This is a genomic window from Microbacterium meiriae (genome assembly GCF_025143875.1).
Classification (GTDB): domain Bacteria; phylum Actinomycetota; class Actinomycetes; order Actinomycetales; family Microbacteriaceae; genus Microbacterium; species Microbacterium meiriae.
In genome coordinates this window covers 32,639-55,512 of sequence record NZ_JAMBDU010000001.1, presented here as the reverse complement: position 1 = coordinate 55,512, position 22,874 = coordinate 32,639, and the positions used below count along the sequence as shown (strand labels likewise).

The following is a 22,874-nucleotide window of genomic DNA, read 5'->3' as shown; positions in this document are numbered from 1 at the left end:
GGCCTAGGTCACGTCCCGCCGCAGGAACACGGCCGATCCCGCCCCCACGGCGAGGAGGATCCAGCCCGCCGCGATCGGCGCCGCCAGCAGCCCGAGTCCTCCGCCCGCCGGGATGCCGATGGCGGACCCGTCGAACCGGAAGGCGTCGAGCAGAGCAGGAAGAGGCAGGTAGACGGCGCCGGCGCTCCAGAACATCGCCACGAGCAGCCCGACCCCCATCGAGAACGCGGTGACGAACAGCGCCGCGAGATGCGCCTGCACGACGATGCCGACCCCCAGGCCCCAGAGGGCGGCGGCCGCGCCGAGGGCGAGGGCGGCCATGACGGCGGACGGATGCACGGGGATCCCGCCCATCGTGACGAACAGCGCCGCGCGGCCGCCGAGGACGGCCGCGACCGCGACGACCGCGCCGCCCAGCGCCGAGGCAGGCATACGGACGACGAGCATCGCCCACCGGGACTCCAGCATCAGTCGCTGCGCGACGACACCGTCCCGTCGGTCGATCGTGTAGCGGAAGGAACCGTAGACGGCGGCGAGGATGCCGGCGTAGGTCGCGAGCACGGCGTCGAACGGGGCCACCAGTCCTTCCCGCGCCTCCCGTGGCGCATCGCCGAGCTCCGCCGGGATGCTGGTCGCCAGGGACAGGGACAGCACGAAGGCCGCCAGTGCCATCCCGAGGAGGACGACATCCCCGGCCGCGCTGCGCGCCTGCGCCCGCAGCGCCCGACCGATCACGCGACGCTCCGGCGTCCTCGGACGGCGGCGAGCGCGACGAGACCGATCGCCCACGCCACCCCGATGCCGAGGGCAGGCGCGAAGGCGAGCAGCCGTCCCTGGTACTCCGGCACGCTCAGCGCGGCGATGGCCATCCCGGGTGAGAACCGCGCGACCTCCGGTGCCGTCCGCAGCAGCGCGAACTCCAGCGCCATCGGGAAGACGAGGACGATGATCGCCGTCGCGTAGTAGTTCCGGGTGATCCAGCCGATCGCCCCGCCGATGAGAGCACCGAGGACGACCCCGGCCACGGCCCCGGCGATGATCCGCCATGCCTCGGCGGTGAAGACGAGCGCGAGCCCGTGGCGCGCGAGCAGGAGGGAGATCGCGAGCGTCCACAGCAGGAAGACGACGCCGGCCAGCGCCAGGGCGATGAGGACACCGGCGACCAGTTTCCCTCGGAAGGCGCGACGGAAGCCGACCGCCGTGAGCGTGCGGTCCATGGAGCCGTAGTAGTACTCCCGCGTCACGGGGTAGGCACCGACGAACGCCGCCGAGACGACCGACCACGCGAGCGGCTCCAGCAGTCGCGCCGTCGCCGCGCCGGCGTCGAGGCCGTCCAGAGCGAAACGCGAGCCGTCGGAGAAGAGCACGAACGTCGGCATGAGGACGGCGACGAGGTACACGGCGAGGATCGACAGCCCGCTCACCGCGCGCAGCAGCTCGCTGCGGATCACGCCGCTCACGCCGGGGCTCCCTCGACGAGGTCGAAGTACCGGCTCTCGAGCGAGTCGGCCCCGCCGGTGACCAGATCGTCCAGCCGTCCGGCGAAGAGCGCCCGACGCTTGATCACGACGACCTCGTCCACGACCTGCTCGAGTTCGGGGAGCTGATGACTGGAGACGAGGACCGTGCCGCCGCGTTCGGCGAAACCGCGGAGGAACCGGCGCAGCCAGCGGATGCCGTCGGGATCCAGCCCGTTGGCCGGTTCGTCGAGGATGAGCGTCCGCGGCGCGCCGATCAATGCGGCGGCCAGCCCGAGCCGCTGGGCCATGCCCGTCGAGTACGTCTTCACGCGGCGACGCGCATCGGCGGCCAGCCCGACCTCGCCGAGGACCTCGTCGACGCGGTCGCGGGGCGCCCCGGCGGCGAGGCGGCAGATCTCCAGATGCCGTCGCCCCGAGATGCCCGGCTCGAAGCCGAACCCGTCCATGTGGACGCCGACGTGCACGGCGGGGTTGTCGAGCGCACCGAACGGGGCCCCGTCGATGAGGGTCTCTCCTCCGGTCGGGCGCACGAGGCCGACGATCGCGCGCAGCGTCGTCGACTTCCCTGCGCCGTTCGGTCCGAGCAGCCCGACGATCGCTCCGCGGGGCACGGCGAACGACAGGTCCTCGACGGCGGTGCGGTGTCCGAACCTCTTGGTCAGGCCGCGCACCTCGATGGCGTGCTGATTCATGGTCATCCTCTCTCCTCCTCGCTCGTGGGGGTCGCCAGCGGCGACACGGCCGCCGCCCAGAGCGCATGCCACAGCGGGGTCGTGCCCAGCTCGACCCGCGCCTGTCCGGCTGCCGGCAGGGCGCTCCTGTCCCCGGTCACCTCGACCTCCGCAACGGCCGTCGCCGCGACAGTCACCCCGGGCACCCTGACCGGGTACAGCGCCTCGATCGGGACCTCGGCCTCCGCCGCAGGCTGGACCGCGGTCCTCCCCTCACCCCGGTCCTCGTTCGCGAGGATCCCCCGCGTCGACAGGATGACGCGTGCACCGTCCGGGAGGTCTGCACCGGCGCCCGATCCTCCGCGGACCAGGACCACGCGGTCGTCGTCCACCCGGAACCCGAGTGTCGCGGCCGTCGGGACCGGGATGAGGATGCCGGCGGCCACCGTGCCGACGGCGAGCGCGGCGGTCACCGCGACGAGACGAGTCCGGGAGACACCGGATCGCCGCACACGGATCAGCGCGCGCACCAGGAGGGCGACGCCCACCACGACCACGACGCTCTCCAGGGCGAGCACGACGAGGCTCGCCCCCGGCCCGCCTCCGGCGAGCAGCTGTGCGGTCCGCACGACCGCGAACAGCACCATCACGACCGGCGCCATCAGACAGCACAGGCCGAACGGCACGCTCCACCACCGCTCCAGCGCCCGAGGCTGCCGCGGGCCGCCGAACAGGACGCGGGCGAGGAAGCCCGCGCCGTCGCGGACCGTCCTCCCCCGGAGATTCGGTTCGTCCAGCGCACTCATCAACGCGATGTACCCGTCGAACCGCACGAACGGGATCAGGTTCACGAGGACGACGACAGTACAGGAGATCGCGAGGAGCAGCAGCGTCTCGCGGGCCGTCGACACCGGCAGGCCGAGAGCCGCGAGCATCGCCACCGCCGCCGCGGTGGCGTGAACGGCCGGACCGGCGAGCGCGATCGCCACACGATGCCGACGGTCGGCGAGCCGCCATCCGTCCGTCACATCGACGAAGAACGCGGGCGTGAGGTAGAAGAGCATGAACCCGGCGCGTCGGGGCCGACCGCCCAGCCGGGTGAGGGTGAGCCCGTGCGCGGCCTCGTGGAACAGCGTCGCGAGTCCCAGCGCCGCGACGACGACGACGAAGCCGGTGAGCGGTAGGGGGCGCGTGAGCACGTTCCTGAGATCGCCGGCCTGCAGGATCGCGGCGACGGCCCCGGCGACGAGCACCGCGGCGACGGCCGCGAGGGCTGCTCGGCGCGGGACGGGGACGACCAGCCGGTCCAGGCGCGCGAAGAGGGCGGGCGCACGGAGCGTCGCGAACTGCAGGGTGAACGGCGGCCGGTAGGCGACGCCGCCGGGCGGGCGGGACGCGCCCCCGTCCAGGAGACCGTTGTCGCGGAAGCGCTCCACCAGTCGCAGCACGCTCTCGTCGGTCGCCTCCGGCGCGAAGCGTACCCGCAGCGCGGAGACCGGGGTCCGGCCGTCCATCGCCGTCAGCAGGTCGACCACCGCCCGGGACAGCCGCGCGGACGGGACACCCTGCACCGTGGCGAGCCACACGGAGCCCTCGCCGGTGGGCTCGAAATCCACGCCGGTCGCCAGAGCGGGACACGTCTCCGCGGTGAGGGGGTCCCGCCCTCGTCCGCGCTGTCGCCACAGGGACCGGGAATCCGCGGCGGTCATCGCGCACCCCCTCGATCCCCGGAGGGAGACGTCGTGAGGAGCAGGATCTCCCCGGGGACCGGCGTCCGCACCGGAGAGATCCGGGGCGCCATGAAGCCGGCCGCGACGAGTTCGTCGGCCAGGATCTCGGGGCTCAGCACGTGCAGCCGGCTCGTGAGCACCGGCACCTCCGCGCCCGGGGCGATATCGGCGAGACGGACCCAGTTGACCACCCGTACGGCGCCGTCGTCCTCGATCTGCTGCGCGAACAGGTAGGGCTCGTCTCCGGCGCTTCCGGGAACCACGATCTCGCGGTCGGCCGTCACCGCGAGGCGGTCCGCCGACGCTCTGCCCGCGACGGTGAGGGCGAAGACACCGGTGGAGTCGAGATGACGTCGGACACCCGCGTAGAGACGCGCCCGGCCCTCCCGGTCGAGCACCGTGATGGAGGTCGCCCCGAGGATGACCAGACCGTACCGCCCGTCGAGCGCGAGGTCGCGCATGTCCGCGACGACGCACTCGACCGTCCCGCCGTGCGGAACGGCTCCGCGGAGGCGCGCGAGCATGTCCGCCGAGAGATCGACCGCCGTGACGTGATGCCCGGAGCGCACGAGCGGCACCGTCAGCCGTCCGCTCCCGGCGGCGAGGTCGAGGACGGGACCGGGGACCGCGCGCGCGAGCACCAGGACCTCCCGGACCTCCGCCCGGTCCGGGCCGACGAGCCGGTCGTAGAAGTCTGTGCCGACCCCGGCGTACAGATCCTGCCCGCGGGCTGTCGCGCCGACCAGGTCGAGCCGTGCCGCCACGGTCTCGGTGATCAGGGATGTCATCCGTGCATCGCCTCTCCTCGCAGGGATGGTCGGGGGGTGCGGGCGGACGATCCCGCCCGCACCCTCTGTCAGGTCGCGATGGCGGCGGCTCCGCCGATGATCGCGATGATGTAGCTCGCGTGCTCCCACCACTCGAGCGGGGTGTCGATCTGTTCGAGTTCCAGGAACTCCAGCGACGTGGTCTGCAACGTGCACCTCCTAGGTCAGAGCGAGAATTCCGATGATCACGCCCACGGCGAAGCCGCGGATGTAGTCGTCGGCATCGCCCGGCGCATCCATGGCCTCGAGTTCGGTGAACTCGAGCGCCGGCAGTGCTGCGGTCATGCGTCCCTCCTTCCTCTGTCTGATCCGGATGCGGCCAGGCGGCATCAGGTGGCGGCTGCCGCGCCGATCCCGATGAGGACCAGCGCGCCGATCACGCCCTGGTAGAAGCTGTCCCAGCTGGGCGCCTCCATCGGGTCGAGCTCCTGGAACCGGATGCTCATCTCCGTGCTGTCGTTCATTCACATCACCTCCTCTCGGCCGTTCGGGGCCGGCGATCGCCGACCGGGGGCGTGCTCCACCGGGAGTCGTGGAGCACGGCGCGGATGTCCGTGGCACGGATTCCGCGCAGCATGGGTCGGTGGTCTCCCCAGGCGGTCTCGACCGCAGCGGCGACCCGATCGATCTCCCGTGCGCTCGGGCGCGGCGGTGACGGGAGGTCTGCCTGATCGACGAGCGCGGCGATGCCGGCGGCCGGCTCGCGGGGTAGCCCGGTCGCGCCCACGACGCCCGTCCAGAACGCGTCGAGGCTGACGCGATCGCCCCAGCGGAGATCGCCCGCGCCGATCCGACGCCAGACCGCGGCGATGACCGCCACGGTGGCCGTCATCTTGCGGACGCCGAGATGGAAGGCGACCTCGTTCGCGAGGTACCAGTGTCGGGCGCTGTACGGATCGGGTCCGCGGAGCGCTGCCGTGCGCTGGGTGGCGGCGCTCAGGCGCGCGAGACGCAGGCGCCCCGCCGCCGATATCGCTTCGCCGGCTGCGACCTCGAGGAGAGCGCGGCCGAGCAGCCTCGCGTCGCGCTCCGCTCGCTCCGTCCGCGGGCTCGTCGACGCTCCGGCCACCCGGAGGAAGGCCTCCAGCGCCCCTTCCCGCACGGCAGCGGGGCTGAGCGTGGCGAGCCGTTCGGGATCGAGGACGGCGTGACGCGGGCGCAGCGGTCGACCGATGAGGAGCCGGGACCCGTACCTGTTCCGGAGGATGGCGACGCTGTTCGTCTCCGAGGACGTGCCGAGTGTCGACGGCATCGCGATGATGTCGACGGGCGGAGGCGCGTCGGGCAGGACCGTGAGCGCTGCCGTCGCCGCGTGCCGGAGGGCGAAGTCGAAGAGGCGTCCGGGGCTGAGCGCCAGGGCCGCGATCTTGCTCGCATCGAGGACGCTTCCGCCTCCGACGGCCACGATGACCTCGGGCGGGCGCCGGATGATCTCGTCGGCGATCAGGAGGACCCCGACCTCGTCCACCGCGGAGGCGTCCACCGTCATCCTCCGCACCTGCTGTGCGGTCGGAAAGGTGTGCGCGACGGCCGCGTCGGCGATCACGAGCGTGTGCCGCCCCGCCGTCAGACGCCCCGTCGTCTCTCGGGCGCGGGGCCCGTGCCACAGTGTGGGGACGCGGCCGGCGAAGGGCGCGCTCATGCCGCCGCCTCCCGCACGCGCGCCAGACCGGCCCGCACGGCACGATCGGTCTCGGCCAGTTCCGCCGGCGAGAAGCCGTAGGCGGGGATGAGCTGGAAGGAGCTCGGACCGGGGTGGACCACGACGCCGCTGTCGGAGATGGCGGACACCACCTCCAGGACCTCGGTGCCGGAGAGCGGGGAGTCGTCGGGCCGGCGGAGCCCCAGGCCGACGAAGCAGCCGGAGCCGGTGACATCGGTGACGATGCCCTCGTCCTGCCAGCTCCGGGCGAGGCGGTGCAGCGCGGTCGCCAGTGCCTGGGCGGTCGCCTCGACGTCGATACGGCGGAGCTCGTCGATCACGGCGAGAACCGCCGCGGCGCAGGCCGGCGTGCCCGCCTGCGTCTCCCCGTGGACGAAGGTCCACCCGCCGCGCGCGTAGGCCATCGCGATGCGGTGTCCGACGAGGAGCACGGCGGCCCCCATCGCGCCGTTCGTCAGCGCCTTCGACAGGATGAGGACATCCGGAGCGGACGTCCAGCGGTCGGTGGCGAACAGGGAGCCGGTGCGGCCGAAGCCGGTCGCGACCTCGTCCGCGACCAGCAGGAACCCGTGCCGCTCCCGCAGCTCCAGGAGACGGCGGACGAAGGCGTCGGACAGGGCGTGGGCGCCGCTGCCCAGGACCGGCTCCACCACGACCGAGGCGACGCGGGACCCCTCGCGCTCCAGCAGCGCCGCGAGCTCCTCCCCGTCGTCGGAGTGCGACACGTGCCGCACCGTCCGCCGGTCGACGCCGTAGACGGACTGCAGCAGGTCGTCGCCGCTCAGCACGTGACTGCCGTACATCGTGCCGTGATAGCTGCCGCGGAGACCGACGACGAGGGATCGAGAGCCCGCGCCCTGCTGCGCCCAGTACTGCCGCGCGAGCTTCATCGCGGCATCGTTGGCCGCCCCGCCCAATGTGGAGAAGATCACGCGGCGGTAGCGCTCGGAACCCGCGAGGGCGATGAGGGCGTCGGCGGCATCCTCGGCGTACCGGTGCGGTGCGCGGAACAGCGACAGATACGAGGCGTCGTGCGCGGCCCTGTTCACCGCTTCGGCGACCCGGGGGTTGCCGAAGCCGAGGGGGACGTTCCACAGCCCGCTCGTCGCGCACAGACGGTGGGAGCCGTCGGCGTAGGAGATCCGATGCCCGGAGGCGCCCACCGCCACGCGATCCGGAGGGAAGGCGGTGTCGGCGGGGAGCATGGATGTCCACAGCGCGTGCGGCACGCTCATCGGGTGCCGCCGCTCTGGCCGCTCTCGACCGGACGGCCGAGATGGAGGCCGAGCACCTCCAGCGCCTCGAGGCAGAGTCGCCGCGCATGCGCGTCGGGCACTCCGCACGCCCGTGCCACGCGAGCCGCCGCCAGCCCGCGCGTCCGCGAGGTCTGGATCGCGTCGACCACGGTGGCGGTCAGCGGGGACAGCAGGTGCCGGCGCCGCGTCCCGACATCGGCGAGCAGGAGCCCCTCGGCGGTGTCGAGCAGGAACGGATCGGTGGCCTCGGGCTCCGCATCCGCCAGGCCGTCGTCGAGGAGCGTCCACCCGAAGCCCGCGATCCGGCCGGTGCCGTTCGGCAGGCGGAGCATCTTCCGGAGATCGGCCGCATCGAGGTACCGGCCGATCCACAGCCGGGCGTCGAGTTCGGTGATGAGGTCGGCCGAGCCGGGCACGCCGCCCAGCGCCGATGCCTCGGGCAGGGCCTGCCCGAGGACGGCGGGGAGGTCGCGCACGTGACCGATCTCCTGCCCTTGCAGCCCGAGGTGCACGCCACCGTCCGCGTCGATGCGCAGGGCGCTCGGAGTCTCCACCTCGTGCGGCCGCGCGAGAACGTGGCGACCCGCGAGCAGCACCCGGGGGTCGAGCATCGCGGCGGCGAAGACCCCGGTGCTGCGGGCGAGATCGGCGTCGTCGAGGAAGGCGCGCCAGCTCGCCTCGTCGAAGAAGCGCACGGCCGTCGGTCCGATGATCTGGACGAACGAGGCCGCGATGTAGTCCTGGAGCTCGACGCCGCGCTCCGCCAGGAAGAACTCGTCGCCGAGGTCGGCGAGCGTTCCGCTGTAACCGACGATCCTCGCCGTCCCCGGCCGCGACGTCGATTCGAGGGGCTGGAAGATCACATCCTCGGGCCCTGCCGCCGCAGCGACAGCGTCCGCCCCCGCCTCGGTCTCCCGCAGGAACACGCGGGTGCGGGCCTCCCGCGCTCCCGTGACCCACGCCCGCAGGGCGTGCGGGCCGAGGAGCGGGTCTTCGCCCGTCGGTCCCTCGTCGCGTCGTGCCGTCGTCGCACTCGTCCCCATGATCCCCCCAGAGAACCGGATCCGTCTGACGCCTTTGCGTCTTCATATGAAGATATCCAGACCTCTGATGACGTGCAATATAACAGCTTTCACCGCCGCGCCCGGTGATCGCCGGTATGTCACGAGGTCGGCGGGACATCGGATAGGATGGACAGGTTGTTCCCTGGTGACGTGTCCGAGCGGCCGAAGGAGCACGCTTGGAAAGCGTGTGTTGTGCAAGCAACCGCGGGTTCGAATCCCGCCGTCACCGCCATAGACGAAGAAGACCTCCGCATCGCGGAGGTCTTCTCTCGTTTCGGGTGCCGTCAGCCGTCGAAGCGCACCCCGTACGTCAGACCACCCGGTCCGGACGGCAGCCGGGTCATGCCGAGCCGCTCGTAGAAGGCGGCCGCGCCGCTGTTCGCGGGGTCCATCCCCAGATGCAGGGCCGGGACACCGCGTCGGCGCAACTCGGCGAAGAGCGTCTCGATGAGACCGCGCCCCAGCCCCTGCCCCTGGGTCTCCGGCAGCAGGTCGATGTGCAGATGCGCCGGATACTCCGCCGCGGTCGGCTCGACGCCCGGCTCCCTCGTGTACCCGTACTCGATCAGCTTCTGCTCGCGTGTCTGCGGGTCGGCCGACCGCGGATAGCGCGCGTGAAGGGTGGGCCACCACTCATCACGGAACCAGGCGTAGAACGCGTCGGTGTCGTCGGTGGCGACGATGTAGCCGATGGTGCGCCCGTCCTCCGCCTCCACGACCCAGGCGAGGTCCGGGTGCCGCTCGGCGTACGGCACCGCGAAGAGGTTCCCCCAGAGCTCGTCATCGGACAGCACCCCGGTGGCGTCTCCCCCGGCGTCGGCCGTCCGCAGGCAGATCTCGAACATCGCCGCGCGATCGGTCGGACGGTAGGGACGGATACGCGACACGGAGGCTCCTCGGGCAGGTCAGGTTCCGCTCAGCCTATCGGCGCGTGCGGTCGCCTCGACGTCGCGTCGCACCCACGGCACCAGCCAGGCCGCCAGCACGAGGACGACCCCGGCCCCGACGAACGCACCCCCGAGCGTGTCCGTCGCCCAGTGCACCGACAGGAAGGTGCGCGACAGAGCCATGAGCACGATCCATGCGGCCCCCACGATCGCCACCCACACCCGCGGGAAGAGCACCCACAGCACGAGGGCGATGGTCGCCGCGTTCGCGGTGTGGCCGGACGGGAACGAGCCGTAATCGCTCACGACGAGCATGTCGTGCGGTCGGGCACGGCCGAAGATGTTCTTCAGGAGCTGCACGGCGCCCGCGCTGACGAGGAAGCAGAGCGCGGCGAACAGCGCACCCCGCCATCGCCGCAGGAGCAGCAGGACGAGGATCGTCCCCAGCGGCACGGCGAGGATGGCGACCCAGCCGCCGCCGATCCAGTTCAGCGCGAGGGCGAAGCTCAGCATCCAGTCCGCGCGGACCGCGGCGATCGTGTCGTTCCACCACTGGTCGAGGCCCGGCGTCTGCGGATACACGAAGACGACGAGAGCGCCGAGGGCAGTGGCCAGGAGGAGGCAGGCGACGCCCCACCACAGCAGCATCCGTCGATTCATCGTCCCATTGTGACGGACGCCCCCGCGATCGCGGGTCGGCGTGCCGGTCAGCGGGCGATGCGGGCGAGCCCCTCCTCGAGATCCGCGATGAGGTCGGCCACGTCCTCGATGCCGACGGAGAGACGCACGACGTTCTCCGGGACGGCGAGCTCGGTTCCGCGGACCGACGCGTGCGTCATCTCCGGCGGGTAGCCGATGAGCGACTCCACGCCGCCGAGGGACTCGGCGAGCTGGAACACGGTCGTGCTCTCGGCGAAGGCCCGGGCAGCGTCCGCCCCCGCGGCGAGGCCCAGCGACAGCATCCCGCCGAAGCCACTCATCTGCCGCGCGGCGATCTCGTGACCGGGGTGCGAGGCGAGGCCCGGGTAGAAGACCTGCGCGAACTCCGGCCGCGCCTGCGCCCACTCGGCGATCGCCTGGGCGTTCTCGGAGTGCTGCCGCATCCGCACGGCGAGGGTCTTGATGCCCCGGGTCGTCAGCCAGGCATCCAGCGGCGCCGAGACCGCGCCCACCGCGAACTGCTGGAACTTCACGGCCTCGACGAAGCGGTCGTCGCCGAAGACGACGGCGCCGCCGAGCACGTCGGAGTGCCCGCCGAGGTACTTCGTCGTCGAGTGCACGACGAGGTCCGCGCCGAGCGCGAGCGGCTGCTGCAGAGCCGGCGAGGCGAACGTGTTGTCGACCACGACGAGCACCCCGGCCGCGTGCGCCACCTCGGCGATGAGTGCGATGTCGATGACCTTCAGCAGAGGGTTGCTCGGCGTCTCCAGCCACACGATGCGGGTCTCGGGACGGATGGCCGCCCGGATCACCTCGACGTCGGAGAGCTCGACCGTGGTCGTGTCGATCCCCCACGGCGCGAGCACCTTCGTGAGCAGGCGGTAGGTGCCGCCGTAGACGTCGTTGCCGAGAAGCACGTGGTCGCCGGGCTTGAGGATGCCGCGGAGCAGACCGTCCTCCGCCGCGAGCCCCGAGGCGAACGACAGGGCCCCGACCCCGCCCTCGAGAGCGGCGAGCTGCGTTTCCAAGGAGGAGCGCGTCGGGTTGCCCGCGCGGTTGTACTCGTAGCCCTCGCGGAACCCTCCGATGCCGTCCTGCACGTGCGTCGACGCCTGATAGATCGGCGGGATGATCGCCCCGGTGATCGGGTCGGGCGCCTGTCCGGCGTGGATGGCTCGTGTGGCGAAGGCGTGGGCGTGGTCGGACATGCTCTCAGCCTACGTCCGGGTCCTCCGACGGGTCCCGGCCTGTTACGTCCCGCGTCACCGCGAGAGGTAGCCGAGCAGATCCTGCCGGGTCAGCACCGTGTGGGGCTTGCCGTCCTCGGTGACGAGGAGGGCGTCGGCGTCGGCGAGCGCGGCCCGTGCCTGCGCGACCGGCGCATGGATGCCGATCAGCGGCAGCCGCTCCCCCACGTGCGCGCCGACGGCGTCGCTCGGCTCGGCTTCGCCACGGAAGAGCAGGTCGAGCAGGCCCTTCTCGTCGACGGTGCCGACGACCTCGCCCATCATCACCGGCGGCTCGGCGCTGAGGACGACGAGCTGCGACACCTCGTACTCCGTCATCATGCCGATCGCCTCGAGCACCGTGTCGGTGGGGTGTGCGTGCACGAGGTCGGGAAGGCCGTGGCGGGAGGACCGGGCCGCGAGCACGTCGGTGACCGTCTCCCCCTCCTCCACCTCGCTGAAACCGTAGGAACGCATCCACCCGTCGTTGAAGATCTTGCCCAGGTAGCCGCGCCCGCCGTCCGGGAGGAGCACGACCATGACCGCGTCCGCCGGGAGGCCCTTCGCCACCCGCAGCGCGCCGACCACGGCCATGCCGCTGGAGCCGCCGACGAGGATGCCCTCCTCGCGGGCGAGGCGCCGCGTCATCGCGAAGGACTCCGCGTCGCCGACCGCGACGATCTCGTGCGGGACCGCGGGGTCGTACGCCCCCGGCCAGATGTCCTCGCCCACGCCCTCGACGAGGTAGGGCCGACCGGTGCCGCCGCTGTAGACGCTGCCCTCGGGGTCGACGCCGATGATGCGCACCGCGTCGTCGGACACCTCGCGCAGATAGCGGCCGGTGCCGGTGATCGTGCCGCCCGTCCCCACGCCGGCGACGAAATGGGTGACCCGGCCGTCGGTGTCCCGCCAGATCTCCGGTCCCGTCGTCTCGTAGTGGCTGCGCGGCCCGTTCGGGTTCTCGTACTGGTTCGGCTTGAAAGCCCCGGGGATCTCCCGTGCCAGCCGGTCACTCACGCTGTAGTACGACTCCGGGCTGTCAGCCGGGACCGAGGTCGGGGTCACGACGACCTCCGCGCCGTACGCGCGGAGCACGTCGATCTTGTCCTCGCCCACCTTGTCCGGGAGCACGAAGACGCAGCGGTAGCCGCGCTGCTGGGCGACGAGGGCGAGCCCGACGCCGGTGTTGCCGCTCGTGGGCTCGACGATCGTCCCGCCGGGCTGCAGGTCCCCCGCGGCCTCGGCGGCGTCGATGATCCGGGCCGCGATCCGATCCTTCGCCGACCCGCCCGGGTTCAGGTACTCGAGCTTCACGAGCACCGTGCACGCGATGCCCTCGGTGACGTGCTGGAGCTTCACCAGGGGCGTGTCGCCGACGAGGTCGACAATGGAGTCTGCGTACTTCATCTGTTCAGGGTACGGCGCGGGCTCCCGCCGCCGGGGATGTGTTTCACCGCCGCTTCGACAGGCTCAGCGACCCAGAACCTGGGTCCCTGAGCCCGTCGAAGGGCCTGGGCCCGTCGAAGGGTCAGCCCTTCGTCGCGCCGGCCAGCAGGCCGCGGACGAAGAAGCGCTGCAGGGCGAAGAACACGATCAGCGGGACGATGATCGAGATGAACGTTCCCGCGGACTGCAGGAACCACTTGTTCCCCCAGGTCCCGGAGAGCGAGTTCAGCGCCTGGGTGATCGGCAGGGCGCCGGGCGAGGCGAAGATCGTCGCGACCAGCAGGTCGTTCCACACCCAGAGGAACTGGAAGATCGCGAAGGACGCGATCGCCGGAGCCGCCAGCGGCAGGATGATCCGGAAGAACACCTGTCCGTGTCCGGCACCGTCGACGCGGGCCGCCTCGATGATCTCGCCCGGGATCTCGGAGATGAAGTTGTGGAGCATGAACGTCGCCAGCGGCAGCGCGAAGATCGCGTGCGCGATCCAGACGCGGGCGAAGCTGTACTGCACCTCGTTCAGCCCGAACCCCGGGAAGATCGGCACGTCGTTGATCGTCAGCCCGTCCGAGAACAGGCTCAGCAGCGGTACGAGGGCCATCTGCAGCGGCACGATCTGCAGCGCGAACACGAAGATGAAGAGCATGTTCCGACCCTTGAAGTCGATCCATGCGAACGCGTACGCGGCCAGCGCCGCCATCACGATCGGGAACACGGTGGCCGGGATCGTGATGGCCAGCGAGTTGATGAACGCGGTCGCGAGGGTCGTCGAGGTCCCGCCCGAGTTCCACGCCTGCACGTAGTTGTCGAACGTGAACTCCGGGTTGGAGAAGACCGTCCACCAGCCGCTGTTCTGCGTGTCGGCGCCCGGGCGGAACGATGTCACGAAGAGGCCGAAGGTCGGGATCGTCCAGAAGAGCGCGATGACCGCGGCCGCGATCGTCGCCCCCTTCGAGGTCAGCTTCTTGTGGGCGGTCGCCTCGTTACGACGCGTGTCGCGCGCCACCTGGCGCTTGGTGCGGTTGTCCACGACGGTGGCCTGGGTTGCACTCATCAGCGGATCTCCCTCTGCTTGGCCATCGATCGGGCGTTGTAGACGATCAGCGGCAACACGAACAGGAACAGCACGACGGCGAGCGCCGACGAGTGCCCGTAGCTCTGGAACCGCTGCTGCTGGTTGACCATCTCGAAACCGAGGACGCTGGTCTCGTCACGACCGCCGGTCATCACGGCGACGATGTCGTACACCTTCAGCGAGGCGATCGTGATGGTCGTGAGGACGACGATCAGCGACGACCGGATGCCGGGCACCGTCACGTTGCGGAAGCGCTGCCAGGCGTTCGTGCCGTCGAGCTCGGCCGCCTCCATCTGCTCGATCGGCACGGCCTTGATCGCGGCGGAGAGGATGACCATCGCGAAGCCGGTCTGGGTCCAGATGAACACGATGAGCAGCATGAGCGTGTTGAGGATGGGCTTGATGGCCAGCCACTGCACCGGGTCGCCGCCGAAAGCGGTGACGATGGCGTTGAGGAGACCGATCTGGTCGCCCTGGCGGGCGTCGTACATGAACTTCCAGATGATGCCCGCGCCGACGAAGGAGATCGCCACCGGCATGAACACGAGCACCTTCAGGAACTTCTCACCGCGCGCACGGTCGATGAAGACGGCGTACGCGAGACCGATGACCACCGAGATCACCGGAGCGAGCAGCGCCCAGATGATGGTGTTGATCACCGACGACGTGCCGACCGGGTTGGTGAAGACCCAGATGTAGTTCTCGAGTCCGACGAACTGGTTGCCCGACTTGTCGAAGAAGGACTTGAAGATCGTCGAGATCGCCGGGTAGATGAGGCCCAGCAGCAGCATGATCGCCGCGGGAGCCATGAACAGCACGAGCTGGAACAGGTAACCGGCTCCCTGTCGGGCGCGGAAGTCGGCGAAGAAGAGGAGCGCACCGACGAGCAGTGCGATCGCGACGACGTACACCACGGCGTTCGCGTAGGGACGAAGCAGCAGCAGGGCGAGCACCGGGATGACGAGGCACGCGACCAGCCGCATGATCGAGTAGCCGCGACCGGGGCGGGGCGCGAACTCGATCAGCACGAGGATGATCGCCACGACCACGCCGAACACGAGCAGCACGGCGGGGATCTGCACCAACGGATTCAGACCGCCCAGCCACAAGAAGAAGCTGTTGAGCGAGAACCCGATCGTGATCCGCGAGGACTCCTCGGTCGGGGCGGTGAAGACGAGGAGGAGAGCGAGGGCGGCGACGACGACGAAGCCGATCGCGAGGACCGTCCGCGTGGCCTTCCTCCCCTTCTCGTCGGTGCCATGCGTCGTCGGCGGCGCGTCAGCCTCGACGGGTTTCTCGATGGTCGCGTGCGACATGAACGTCCCCTTCTGGATCATGCTGGGTTCCCGCGCAGTACGGATCGGTGGAGCGGGGCCGGGCTGTGCAGCCCGGCCCCGCTCTGCCTACGAAGATCGCGTCGAGGCGATCAGTTCTCGTAGCCGGCCTGGATGTCGGAGAGCACCGTCTCGGTGTCCTTGCCGTCGATCCAGTCGACCATCCCCTTCCAGAACGAGCCCGAGCCGACGGTCGACGGCATCAGGTCGGAAGCGTCGAACCGGAAGGTCGTCGCGTCGTCCTGCATGATGGTCATCGCCTCCTGGAGGAACTCGCTCGAAGCGAGGCTCGGGTCGGCGTTCTTGTTGGCGGAGATGACGCCGCCGAGCTCGACACGCGCGTCGGCGAACTCGGGCGATGCCATGAACTCGAGCACCTTCTGGGTGGCCTCGTCGTCCGAGAACGCCGCGACGAACTCGCCGCCGCCCTCGACCTGGAGCTCGCCCGCGGTCTCGCCCGGCATGATGAACGCGTAGACGTCGCCGTCCGGTGCGACCTCGGGGACGTTGCCGTCCGCGGTCTCCGTGTCGAGGAAGTTCGCCGACAGGAACGAGGCCTGGTGGGTCAGTGCGCAGTCGCCCTTGGCCACCGCGTTGGCGACGTCACCGAAGGCGGTCGAGTTGATGCTCTTGACGTCGCCGTAGCCGGCGTTGACGTACTCCGGGTTGAGCAGGATCTCACCCACGGCGTCGAAGGCCTGCTTGATCTCGGGGTCGGTGAACTTCACGTCGCCGGCCACCCAGTCGTCGTAGACCTCGGGGCCCGACTGGCGCAGGACGAGGTCCTCGATCCAGTCCGTTCCCGGCCAGCCGGATGCCGCCTCGGAGGAGAAGCCCGCGCACCAGGCCGGACCGCCGGTCTTCTCGACGATCGTGTCGGTGAGGGCGATCATGTCGTCCCAGGTCTCCGGGACCTCGACGCCCCACTCGGCGAACTGCTTCGGCGAGTACCAGACGTAGCCCTTGAGGTTCGCCAGCATCGGCGCCGCGTAGAAGGTGTCGTCGAACGTGCCGTACTTCTTCCAGTCCTCGGACCAGTTCTCGTCGACGGCGGACTCGACGGCCTCGGGGGCCGGCATGACCTTGCCCGTGTCGACGAGGGTCTTGAGCAGACCGGGCTGCGGGACGATCGCGATGTCCGGGGCGTCTCCACCCGTCACCTTGGTGACGATGTTGCCCTCGAAGCCCTTGTCGCCGGTGTACTCGACCTTGATACCGGTGTCCTTCGTGAACTGCTCGAAGGACGCGTTCAGGTCGTCGGCCTCGACGCCCGTGATGCCGCCGGAGATCCGGACGGTGTCCTTGGTCTCTCCGCCCTCGTCGCCCCCGCCCTCGGCGCAGCCGGCGAGCGCGAGAGACGCGACGCCGACGAGTGCGATGGGGGCGAGCAGGCGGTATCGCTGTGACAAAGCCATGTACTTCTCCTCTTCAGGTGGATCTTCAGTCCGCCCAAGGAGAGCAATCGCCGCAACCATTGGGGAACCGATTCCAGGCCAACCTACTCGGGTTCCTTCGCGCCGTACAACTGGGGAAGGTTACAAGATCACAACCCTTTGACATCCGAGTGGACGACAAGGTGGGAGCGCTCCCAGTCCGGCGCGCCTGGAACCGGTTCCTCCCCCGGTGTGGAACGGCTACGATGGCTCCCGGCGAGTGCCCGATCGCTCGCCGTCGTGGAACCGGGTCGAGGAGGACACGATGAGCACGATCGCCGACGTCGCGATGCGCGCCGGTGTGTCCAAAGCGACGGCGAGCCGTGCGCTCAGCGGCCGCGGCTATGTCTCGGAGGAGACCAGGCAGCGGGTGGAGGAGGCGGCGCAGGACCTCGCGTACGTCGCGCACTCCTCCGCCACGAGCCTGGCCACGGGGCGTACCGGCACCATCGGCCTGGTGATGCCGCCGGTCGATCGGTGGTTCTTCGCCGAGCTGCTGGCGGGCGTGCAGGAATCGCTGCTCGCGCTCGACTACGACCTCTCGCTCTACGGCGTCCCCGAGCGCTCGGAGACCAGGGAGCGGCTGTTCGAGAGCGTGCTGCCCGGCCGGAGGTTCGACGGCATCATCGCCGTCGGCATCCAGCCCAGCGCCCGCGAGCTGGAACGGCTGCACCATACGGGGCGACCGCTCGTGAGCGTGGGCCCCTACAGCGCGGGAGCGAGCGCCGTGTCGATCGACGACGCGGCCGCCGCCCGGATCGCCACCGAACACCTCATCGACCTCGGGCACACCGACATCGCGTTCGTGGGCGGTGCCACGGATGACACCGACCTCAGCTACGGCGACGCCCGCCGCCTGGCCGGCTACCGGGAGGCGCTGCACGCGGCGGGACTCACGCCGCGGGCGCGGGTCGCCGGTTCGGCTCCCACGATGCCGGGCGGCTACGCGGCGGCGGCGGGACTCCTCGGCGACCGGCGGCACCGTCCGACCGCCATCGTCGGCGTGTGCGACGAGGCGGCCATCGGCGCCGTGATCGCGGCTCGCCGCCTGGGCATCGCGGTGCCGACCGAGCTCAGCGTCGTCGGGATCGACGACCACGAGCATGCGGAGATGTTCGCGCTCACCACCATCGGGCAGTCGCCGCGGGATCAGGGACGGGAAGCCGTGCGCCTGCTGATGCGGCGGATGAGCGAGCCGGATGCTCCGGTCGAGCGCGTCGAGGCCGCCTCGGCGCTCGTCGTCCGCAGCTCGACCGCGGCGCCGCGCTGACCCCGCAGACGCACGAAGGCCCCGGGCGGAACCCGGGGCCTTCGCAGAAGCGCTGGTGCGCTGGAATTACTTGAGGGTGACGGTCGCGCCGGCCTCTTCCAGAGCAGCCTTGGCCTTCTCGGCCGTCTCCTTGTTGGCGCCCTCGAGGACGGCCTTCGGAGCACCGTCGACGACGGCCTTGGCCTCGCCGAGGCCGAGCGAGGTGAGCTCGCGGACAGCCTTGATGACCTGGATCTTCTTGTCGCCGGCAGCCTCGAGGATGACGTCGAAGGAGTCCTTCTCCTCCTCGGCCGCGGCCTCGCCTGCGCCGCCAGCGGCACCGGCGACGGCGACGGGGGCAGCAGCGGTGACCTCGAACTTCTCCTCGAACGCCTTCACGAACTCGTTGAGCTCGATGAGGGTCAGGCCGGCGAACTGCTCGAGCAGCTCCTCGGTGGAAAGCTTCGCCATGATGTATCTCCTAGATAGATGGGGTTTGTAGACGAGATCGCCGGTCGCTTACGCGGCCTCGGCGGTCTCCAGCTTTTCGCGAAGCGCGTCGATGGTGGCCGCAGCCTTGCCCATCGTCGCCTTCATCATGCCCGCGGCCTTCGCCAGCAGAACCTCGCGGCTCTCGAGCGAGGCGTACGTGTTGACCTCGTCGGCGGTGAGGGCTTTGCCCTCGAAGATGCCCGACTTGATCACGAGAAGCGGGTTGGCCTTGGCGAAGTCACGCAGAGCCTTGGCGGTGGCGACGAAGTCACCGTGCACGAACGCGACAGCCGACGGCCCCTTGAGGTCGTCGTCCAGCGCGGAGATGCCGGCCTTGTTGGCGGCGATCTTGGTCAGCGTGTTCTTCACCACGGCGTACTCAGCGTCCTGACGGATGCTGTTGCGCAGCTGCTTGAGCTGGGCAACCGTCAGACCGCGGTACTCGGTCAGCAGGACGGCGTTCGAGTTCTCGAATGACTTCGTGAGCTCGTTGACCGATGCATCCTTCTGCGCCATGGTCACTCCTTGGTGTGTACGAGGCGCCGCACGGTGGTGGGGCGCCGGCCTCCGACCCCCTGCAAAAGAGAAAAGCTCCGGCGCAAGCGCACGGAGCTCGGAAGTTCGTGACACCTGCGCGGGCCCCTGCGATGCAGAGCTTCGATCCTGTGCACTCACGCGCACACGATGACCAGCGGTCTTCGGTTGTAACCACTGTACCCCACGCTCCCTCTCCCCCCAAATCCCCTCCTCCGTCGACCCACCCCTTTCGGTGCACCCCGGCCCCTTACGCCTGCACGCAACGGGCCGGAGCGCACGGAAGGGGGTGGGTCAGCGACTCAGCGGGCGAAGAGGCCGAGGGCGCGGAAGTGTGCGTCGGCCGCGGCGAGGGAAGCGACGTGCTCGCTCGTCACCCGGACCACCCGCCAGCCGGTGGTCCCGCGCACCCAGTCCTCGCGGATCTTCTCGTCGAGCACGACCTGTGACACGGGCCGGCCGCCGCGGAGGCCCTCGTCCAGGTACTTGTCCCGGCCGTCGCACTCCACGAAGGTGCGGGACTGGTCGACGGCGATGTCCATCCAGAACCGACCGCCGCGCGGTCCGTCCACCGGCACCTGCAGACGCGGCCTGCCGAAGCCGAGCTGATGGAGCCGGTACCGCGTCACGCTCTCCAGCGGAAGCTGCGCGCGCCCGTCGGCCAGGACCACGATCCGACGGGCCTGCACGATGCCGCGGAGCCGGGGACGACGCACTCGATCCGCGAGGTCCGTCAGGAGAGCCTGCGCCGCGGTGTCGTCGAACTCCCACGGGTCGCCGCCGACCAGAGCGAGGGCGGCATCCGCGACGGCGAGAGCCGCCTCCGGAGCGGCCGTGCGGGCGAGGTCGATGACCGTCCGGGCGAGGGAGGTGCAGCGGATGCCGTCGCGCTCCACGATGTCGCCGGCGGCAACCGCGCCCTCGTGCCGCAGGATCCCCGAGGTGCTGTGGCGACGGTCGGGGGGCGCCGTCACATGGACCCTCGTCGGCCGCACCCGGTACAGCGGCAGACCCCACAGCACCGCAGCCGAGGCGTGCGAGAACACGGGCCGCGTCCCCGAGGCCGCGAGGTCGGCGGCCACCACCTCGGCACGGTGCCGGGACTCCGGGGCGAGATCGCTCCAGTCCCGTTGCGCGAGGTACCACCCGCGACGCACATGATGCAGCTGCCGCCCTTCCACCGCGGCGTGGAGCGTCCGAGACCCCCACCCCTCCTCCTCCAGCCGCCGACGACCGAGGAGCATCGCCCGGATCTCGTCCACACTCACCTGTCTCATCCCCCGACTCTCCCCTCTCCTCTCGCCGATCCCCCGCCTTCCCGCAGTTCCCCACACCCTTTCTCTCCCTCCCGCGCCCTGTGCAGGAAGACACCCCTCGTCCTCGACCCACCCCTTTGCGTTCGAGCCACCCCCTTGTGCGCGCACGCAGGGGGCCGGGACGCACGGAAGGGGGTGGCTCGTCGGGAGGGCGGGAGGGGCGGCGTGTACGGCGGGAACGGGGGTGGGGGAGAGTTAGAGTCTTCTGGTGACCCCGGAACTCCAAGCTCGCATCGTCGCGGACTCGCGCGACCGCGTGGCGTGGATGAGGGCACGGTCCCGGGGCATCACGGCCACCGACGTCGCCGGACTCACCAGCGAACGCTCGATCGCCCGTGCCGCCGACGCCAAGCTCGGCGGGGGGCCGCGGTTCGGCGGCAACGCCTACACGGACCACGGTCGACGCCGCGAGCCCGAGATCGCCGCCTGGGTCGCCGCGACGCACGGCATCTTCCCCTCCTCCGCGTTGTTCCGCGCCGAGGTCGAGCACCGCCACCTGGCCACCCCCGATGGCATCTCGGTGGACGCGGACGGTCGCGTCAGCCTCGCGGAGATCAAGACCACCAACAAGGCCTTCCGCGGCATCCCGCGCACATACCTGCGCCAGGTCTGGTGGCAGCAGCACGTGCTGGGCGCCGAGCGCACCCTGTTCGTCTGGGAGGAGCACGTCGACTTCTCCCCCATCCACGACGAGCCCCGCTGCGTGTGGATCGACCGGGACGACCGCGAGATCGCCAAACTCGTCGGTCTCGCGACCGACCTCATCGACGAGCTGTACCGTCGCACGACGGGACGCGCGGTGCCGACGCGCTCCGTCGCCCCGGTCGACAGCCGCCGCGAGCAGCTCCGCGAGCGCGACGCCTTCCGCGCCCTCGCCCTCGCCGACTGAGCGAACGCGGAGGGCCTCGGGACGACCCGCCCCGTCAGGGGTCGCGAGCGAGTACGCGACGCGCTTCTCCCGCGACCTCGGACGCGATCGTGTCCAGCAGCGCGGAGCGCAGGTTCCACTGCTGCCAGTACAGGGCGACGCGCAGGGTCGGACCGCCGAGCGCGACGAGCCCGGGGACCTCCTGCAGTCGCGGCACCATCCCCCAGCCCAGGCCGAGGCCGACCGCGAGCGCGTAGTCGTGCGACGCCGGGACGTAGTGTCGCGGAACGCCCGCCGCCGGCACTCCCCGCGCCGCCAGCCACTCGTGCTGCAGGGTGTCCCGGCGGTCGAAGTCGACGAACGGCGCGTGCGCCAGCGCGGCGGGCGTCACGCCGTCAGGGAACCATCGACGGGCATAGGCAGGCTCGGCCATGGCGCGGTACTCGAGCACGCCGAGGGGCGTGACCGTGCACCCCGCGACCGCCGTGGCCTCGCTCGTCACCGCGGCCATGACCGTTCCCGATTCGAGCAGTCGGGCGGTGAAGTTCTGATCGTCGCGGTGCAGGTCCAGGTCGATGTCGTGCGCGGCCGAGAGGCGCGCCATCGGCGGGAGGAACCAGGTCGCCAGGGAATCCGCGTTGACGGCCAGGGGCACCGTGATGCGGTGTCCCCCGCCGTCCTCCTCGATGCCGACCCCGGCGAGCGCATCCTGCTCCAGGAGCGCGATCTGCCGCGCGAGGCGCACGACGGACTCCCCGGCCTCGGTGAGGCGGACCGGCTTGCTGCGCACGAGGAGGATCCGCCCGAGTTGCTCCTCGAGCGCCTTGAGCCGCTGGCTGACCGCGGACGGGGTGACGCGCAAGCGGCGGGAGGCGGCGTCGAGGGTCCCCTCGTCCGCGACGGCGGCGAGCGTGGCGGCGAGCTCCGGGTCGATCCTCACATCAGTGATGCTAATGGCGGGAAAGGAATCTTCGCTGCACCTCATGGCCAGCATCCCTAGGCTCGATGCATGCTCACCGTTCTCGCCGGCCTCGGCCTCGGCCTGTCGCTCATCGTCGCGATCGGCGCGCAGAACGTGTTCGTGCTGCGACAGGGCATCCGGCGCGAGCACGTCCTCGCCGTCGTGATCGTCTGCGCCCTCTCCGACGCCGTGCTGATCCTCGTCGGCGTCGCCGGGCTCGGCTTCGTGCTGTCCGCCGCTCCCTGGCTCGTCGTCGTTGCCCGCTGGGCAGGGGCGCTGTTCCTCCTCGGCTACGGGCTGCTCGCGGCGCGACGGGCCTGGCGTGGCGGCGAGGAGCTGGTGGTCGACGGGGGCGACGCTCCGGTCCTCGAGGCGTCCGGTGGCACCGGGGCCCTCACCCGCACCCGCCTCGCCCCGGTGATCCTCACGACAATGGCGTTGACCTGGCTGAACCCGCACGTGTACCTCGACACGGTGCTGATGCTCGGCTCGATCGCCGCGACGCACGGCGACGAGCGATGGCTGTTCGCGGCAGGGGCGGTCATCGCGAGCCTCCTCTGGTTCACCGCCCTCGGCTTCGGTGCCCGCTACCTCGGACGGTGGCTGCGCACCCCGCGCTCCTGGCGTCTCCTCGACGCGGTGATCGCGGTCGTGATGATCACGTTGGCGGTGAGCCTGGTGCTCCCGGTGCTGGACGCCTAGCC

The 22,874-nt window shown here is 70.8% G+C and carries 25 protein-coding genes and 1 tRNA gene; 4 read left to right on the top strand and 22 right to left on the bottom strand.

Annotated elements, in window-relative coordinates:
• Positions 1 to 3: 3 nt before the first annotated feature.
• The 11 genes from M4D53_RS00285 to mpaB form a co-directional block, all read right to left on the bottom strand.
• Positions 4 to 735 carry a hypothetical protein gene (locus M4D53_RS00285; protein ID WP_259951373.1) on the bottom strand — a complete coding sequence of 244 codons (732 nt, stop codon included), beginning with the start codon at positions 733 to 735 and terminating at the stop codon, positions 4 to 6.
• Entirely contained in the window at positions 732 to 1,460 is a 729-nt protein-coding gene (locus M4D53_RS00280) for an ABC transporter permease (protein ID WP_259951372.1), read from the bottom strand. Before M4D53_RS00280 ends, M4D53_RS00285 begins: the two co-directional genes overlap by 4 nt.
• The gene (locus M4D53_RS00275; RefSeq protein ID WP_259951371.1) at positions 1,457 to 2,179 is read right to left on the bottom strand and encodes an ATP-binding cassette domain-containing protein; all 723 of its coding nucleotides are present in this window, start codon (positions 2,177 to 2,179) and stop codon (positions 1,457 to 1,459) included. Before M4D53_RS00275 ends, M4D53_RS00280 begins: the two co-directional genes overlap by 4 nt.
• Complete coding sequence (gene mpaP / locus M4D53_RS00270) at positions 2,176 to 3,861, bottom strand: daptide biosynthesis intramembrane metalloprotease (protein ID WP_259951370.1); 1,686 nt, start codon at positions 3,859 to 3,861, stop codon at positions 2,176 to 2,178. The genes M4D53_RS00275 and mpaP overlap by 4 nt, the downstream gene beginning before the upstream one ends.
• Positions 3,858 to 4,670, bottom strand: coding sequence for a daptide-type RiPP biosynthesis methyltransferase (mpaM, locus tag M4D53_RS00265; protein ID WP_259951369.1), 813 nt, complete (start codon positions 4,668 to 4,670; stop codon positions 3,858 to 3,860). Before mpaM ends, mpaP begins: the two co-directional genes overlap by 4 nt.
• Before the next feature lie 68 nt (positions 4,671 to 4,738).
• Complete coding sequence (gene mpaA3 / locus M4D53_RS17480; protein ID WP_292788270.1) at positions 4,739 to 4,858, bottom strand: MpaA3 family daptide-type RiPP; 120 nt, start codon at positions 4,856 to 4,858, stop codon at positions 4,739 to 4,741.
• Positions 4,859 to 4,868: 10 nt separating this feature from the next.
• Complete coding sequence (gene mpaA2, locus M4D53_RS00260; protein WP_257721411.1) at positions 4,869 to 4,994, bottom strand: MpaA2 family daptide-type RiPP; 126 nt, start codon at positions 4,992 to 4,994, stop codon at positions 4,869 to 4,871.
• Between the two features lie 44 nt (positions 4,995 to 5,038).
• Positions 5,039 to 5,173, bottom strand: coding sequence for an MpaA1 family daptide-type RiPP (gene mpaA1 / locus M4D53_RS00255; protein WP_259951368.1), 135 nt, complete (start codon positions 5,171 to 5,173; stop codon positions 5,039 to 5,041).
• 5 nt (positions 5,174 to 5,178) lie between these two features.
• Positions 5,179 to 6,351 (bottom strand): daptide-type RiPP biosynthesis dehydogenase, encoded by a 1,173-nt coding sequence (gene mpaC / locus M4D53_RS00250; RefSeq protein WP_259951367.1) that lies wholly within the window; start codon positions 6,349 to 6,351, stop codon positions 5,179 to 5,181.
• Positions 6,348 to 7,607: a daptide-type RiPP biosynthesis aminotransferase gene (gene mpaD / locus M4D53_RS00245; protein ID WP_259951366.1), complete on the bottom strand. Its 1,260-nt coding sequence runs from the start codon at positions 7,605 to 7,607 to the stop codon at positions 6,348 to 6,350. The genes mpaC and mpaD overlap by 4 nt, the downstream gene beginning before the upstream one ends.
• Positions 7,604 to 8,671: a daptide biosynthesis RiPP recognition protein gene (gene mpaB, locus M4D53_RS00240; RefSeq protein WP_259951365.1), complete on the bottom strand. Its 1,068-nt coding sequence runs from the start codon at positions 8,669 to 8,671 to the stop codon at positions 7,604 to 7,606. Before mpaB ends, mpaD begins: the two co-directional genes overlap by 4 nt.
• A gap of 165 nt (positions 8,672 to 8,836) precedes the next feature.
• On the opposite strand from mpaB, the gene M4D53_RS00235 reads away from it, so the two are divergent.
• A tRNA-Ser gene (locus tag M4D53_RS00235) sits at positions 8,837 to 8,924 on the top strand.
• A 52-nt stretch (positions 8,925 to 8,976) separates the two neighbouring features.
• Here M4D53_RS00235 and M4D53_RS00230 read toward each other — a convergent pair.
• From M4D53_RS00230 to M4D53_RS00200, 7 genes are all read right to left on the bottom strand, one after another.
• On the bottom strand, positions 8,977 to 9,579 hold the full coding sequence (locus M4D53_RS00230; RefSeq protein WP_259951364.1) for a GNAT family N-acetyltransferase: 603 nt from the start codon (positions 9,577 to 9,579) through the stop codon (positions 8,977 to 8,979).
• Positions 9,580 to 9,597: 18 nt separating this feature from the next.
• Positions 9,598 to 10,239: a phosphatase PAP2 family protein gene (locus M4D53_RS00225; RefSeq protein ID WP_232089083.1), complete on the bottom strand. Its 642-nt coding sequence runs from the start codon at positions 10,237 to 10,239 to the stop codon at positions 9,598 to 9,600.
• 47 nt (positions 10,240 to 10,286) lie between these two features.
• Positions 10,287 to 11,447, bottom strand: coding sequence for a cystathionine gamma-synthase (locus M4D53_RS00220; protein ID WP_259951363.1), 1,161 nt, complete (start codon positions 11,445 to 11,447; stop codon positions 10,287 to 10,289).
• Between the two features lie 54 nt (positions 11,448 to 11,501).
• Complete coding sequence (locus tag M4D53_RS00215; protein ID WP_259951362.1) at positions 11,502 to 12,872, bottom strand: cystathionine beta-synthase; 1,371 nt, start codon at positions 12,870 to 12,872, stop codon at positions 11,502 to 11,504.
• A gap of 121 nt (positions 12,873 to 12,993) precedes the next feature.
• On the bottom strand, positions 12,994 to 13,962 hold the full coding sequence (locus M4D53_RS00210; protein WP_187662183.1) for a carbohydrate ABC transporter permease: 969 nt from the start codon (positions 13,960 to 13,962) through the stop codon (positions 12,994 to 12,996).
• Positions 13,962 to 15,299, bottom strand: coding sequence for a carbohydrate ABC transporter permease (locus M4D53_RS00205; protein WP_187662184.1), 1,338 nt, complete (start codon positions 15,297 to 15,299; stop codon positions 13,962 to 13,964). Before M4D53_RS00205 ends, M4D53_RS00210 begins: the two co-directional genes overlap by 1 nt.
• A gap of 110 nt (positions 15,300 to 15,409) precedes the next feature.
• Positions 15,410 to 16,732, bottom strand: a complete 1,323-nt coding sequence (locus M4D53_RS00200; RefSeq protein WP_187662185.1) for an ABC transporter substrate-binding protein — start codon at positions 16,730 to 16,732, stop codon at positions 15,410 to 15,412.
• Between the two features lie 283 nt (positions 16,733 to 17,015).
• On the opposite strand from M4D53_RS00200, the gene M4D53_RS00195 reads away from it, so the two are divergent.
• Positions 17,016 to 18,020 carry a LacI family DNA-binding transcriptional regulator gene (locus tag M4D53_RS00195; protein WP_259951361.1) on the top strand — a complete coding sequence of 335 codons (1,005 nt, stop codon included), beginning with the start codon at positions 17,016 to 17,018 and terminating at the stop codon, positions 18,018 to 18,020.
• A 66-nt stretch (positions 18,021 to 18,086) separates the two neighbouring features.
• Here M4D53_RS00195 and rplL read toward each other — a convergent pair whose 3' ends face one another.
• The 3 genes from rplL to M4D53_RS00180 all read right to left on the bottom strand — a co-directional run bounded on the left by rplL (position 18,087) and on the right by M4D53_RS00180 (position 20,302).
• Positions 18,087 to 18,470, bottom strand: a complete 384-nt coding sequence (gene rplL / locus M4D53_RS00190) for a 50S ribosomal protein L7/L12 (RefSeq protein WP_025104227.1) — start codon at positions 18,468 to 18,470, stop codon at positions 18,087 to 18,089.
• Positions 18,471 to 18,518: 48 nt separating this feature from the next.
• Complete coding sequence (gene rplJ, locus M4D53_RS00185) at positions 18,519 to 19,007, bottom strand: 50S ribosomal protein L10 (RefSeq protein ID WP_025104226.1); 489 nt, start codon at positions 19,005 to 19,007, stop codon at positions 18,519 to 18,521.
• Positions 19,008 to 19,327: 320 nt separating this feature from the next.
• Positions 19,328 to 20,302 (bottom strand): hypothetical protein, encoded by a 975-nt coding sequence (locus M4D53_RS00180; RefSeq protein WP_259951360.1) that lies wholly within the window; start codon positions 20,300 to 20,302, stop codon positions 19,328 to 19,330.
• A 247-nt stretch (positions 20,303 to 20,549) separates the two neighbouring features.
• On the opposite strand from M4D53_RS00180, the gene M4D53_RS00175 reads away from it, so the two are divergent.
• Positions 20,550 to 21,230, top strand: a complete 681-nt coding sequence (locus M4D53_RS00175) for a YqaJ viral recombinase family protein (RefSeq protein WP_187662188.1) — start codon at positions 20,550 to 20,552, stop codon at positions 21,228 to 21,230.
• A gap of 34 nt (positions 21,231 to 21,264) precedes the next feature.
• On the opposite strand, the gene M4D53_RS00170 is transcribed toward M4D53_RS00175, so the two are convergent.
• On the bottom strand, positions 21,265 to 22,149 hold the full coding sequence (locus M4D53_RS00170; RefSeq protein ID WP_259951359.1) for a LysR family transcriptional regulator ArgP: 885 nt from the start codon (positions 22,147 to 22,149) through the stop codon (positions 21,265 to 21,267).
• Positions 22,150 to 22,218: 69 nt separating this feature from the next.
• On the opposite strand from M4D53_RS00170, the gene M4D53_RS00165 reads away from it, so the two are divergent.
• A complete protein-coding gene (locus tag M4D53_RS00165; protein WP_259951358.1) occupies positions 22,219 to 22,872 on the top strand; it encodes a LysE/ArgO family amino acid transporter in 654 nt (217 codons plus the stop codon).
• Positions 22,873 to 22,874: the final 2 nt, after the last annotated feature.

What these genes read in the sequence shown, in the direction of transcription:
- mpaA2 (WP_257721411.1), bottom strand. Translation starts at nt 4,994, where the DNA reads ATGACCGCAGCACTGCCGGCGCTCGAGTTCACCGAACTCGAGGCCATG.
- M4D53_RS00205 (WP_187662184.1), bottom strand. Translation starts at nt 15,299, where the DNA reads ATGTCGCACGCGACCATCGAGAAACCCGTCGAGGCTGACGCGCCGCCG.
- M4D53_RS00215 (WP_259951362.1), bottom strand. Translation starts at nt 12,872, where the DNA reads ATGAAGTACGCAGACTCCATTGTCGACCTCGTCGGCGACACGCCCCTG.
- M4D53_RS00195 (WP_259951361.1), top strand. Translation starts at nt 17,016, where the DNA reads ATGAGCACGATCGCCGACGTCGCGATGCGCGCCGGTGTGTCCAAAGCG.
- rplL (WP_025104227.1), bottom strand. Translation starts at nt 18,470, where the DNA reads ATGGCGAAGCTTTCCACCGAGGAGCTGCTCGAGCAGTTCGCCGGCCTG.
- M4D53_RS00180 (WP_259951360.1), bottom strand. Translation starts at nt 20,302, where the DNA reads ATGAGACAGGTGAGTGTGGACGAGATCCGGGCGATGCTCCTCGGTCGT.
- M4D53_RS00275 (WP_259951371.1), bottom strand. Translation starts at nt 2,179, where the DNA reads ATGACCATGAATCAGCACGCCATCGAGGTGCGCGGCCTGACCAAGAGG.
- M4D53_RS00200 (WP_187662185.1), bottom strand. Translation starts at nt 16,732, where the DNA reads ATGGCTTTGTCACAGCGATACCGCCTGCTCGCCCCCATCGCACTCGTC.
- mpaB (WP_259951365.1), bottom strand. Translation starts at nt 8,671, where the DNA reads ATGGGGACGAGTGCGACGACGGCACGACGCGACGAGGGACCGACGGGC.
- M4D53_RS00225 (WP_232089083.1), bottom strand. Translation starts at nt 10,239, where the DNA reads ATGAATCGACGGATGCTGCTGTGGTGGGGCGTCGCCTGCCTCCTCCTG.
- mpaA1 (WP_259951368.1), bottom strand. Translation starts at nt 5,173, where the DNA reads ATGAACGACAGCACGGAGATGAGCATCCGGTTCCAGGAGCTCGACCCG.
- M4D53_RS00210 (WP_187662183.1), bottom strand. Translation starts at nt 13,962, where the DNA reads ATGAGTGCAACCCAGGCCACCGTCGTGGACAACCGCACCAAGCGCCAG.
- mpaD (WP_259951366.1), bottom strand. Translation starts at nt 7,607, where the DNA reads ATGAGCGTGCCGCACGCGCTGTGGACATCCATGCTCCCCGCCGACACC.
- M4D53_RS00165 (WP_259951358.1), top strand. Translation starts at nt 22,219, where the DNA reads ATGCTCACCGTTCTCGCCGGCCTCGGCCTCGGCCTGTCGCTCATCGTC.
- rplJ (WP_025104226.1), bottom strand. Translation starts at nt 19,007, where the DNA reads ATGGCGCAGAAGGATGCATCGGTCAACGAGCTCACGAAGTCATTCGAG.
- M4D53_RS00220 (WP_259951363.1), bottom strand. Translation starts at nt 11,447, where the DNA reads ATGTCCGACCACGCCCACGCCTTCGCCACACGAGCCATCCACGCCGGA.
- mpaP (WP_259951370.1), bottom strand. Translation starts at nt 3,861, where the DNA reads ATGACCGCCGCGGATTCCCGGTCCCTGTGGCGACAGCGCGGACGAGGG.
- mpaM (WP_259951369.1), bottom strand. Translation starts at nt 4,670, where the DNA reads ATGACATCCCTGATCACCGAGACCGTGGCGGCACGGCTCGACCTGGTC.
- mpaC (WP_259951367.1), bottom strand. Translation starts at nt 6,351, where the DNA reads ATGAGCGCGCCCTTCGCCGGCCGCGTCCCCACACTGTGGCACGGGCCC.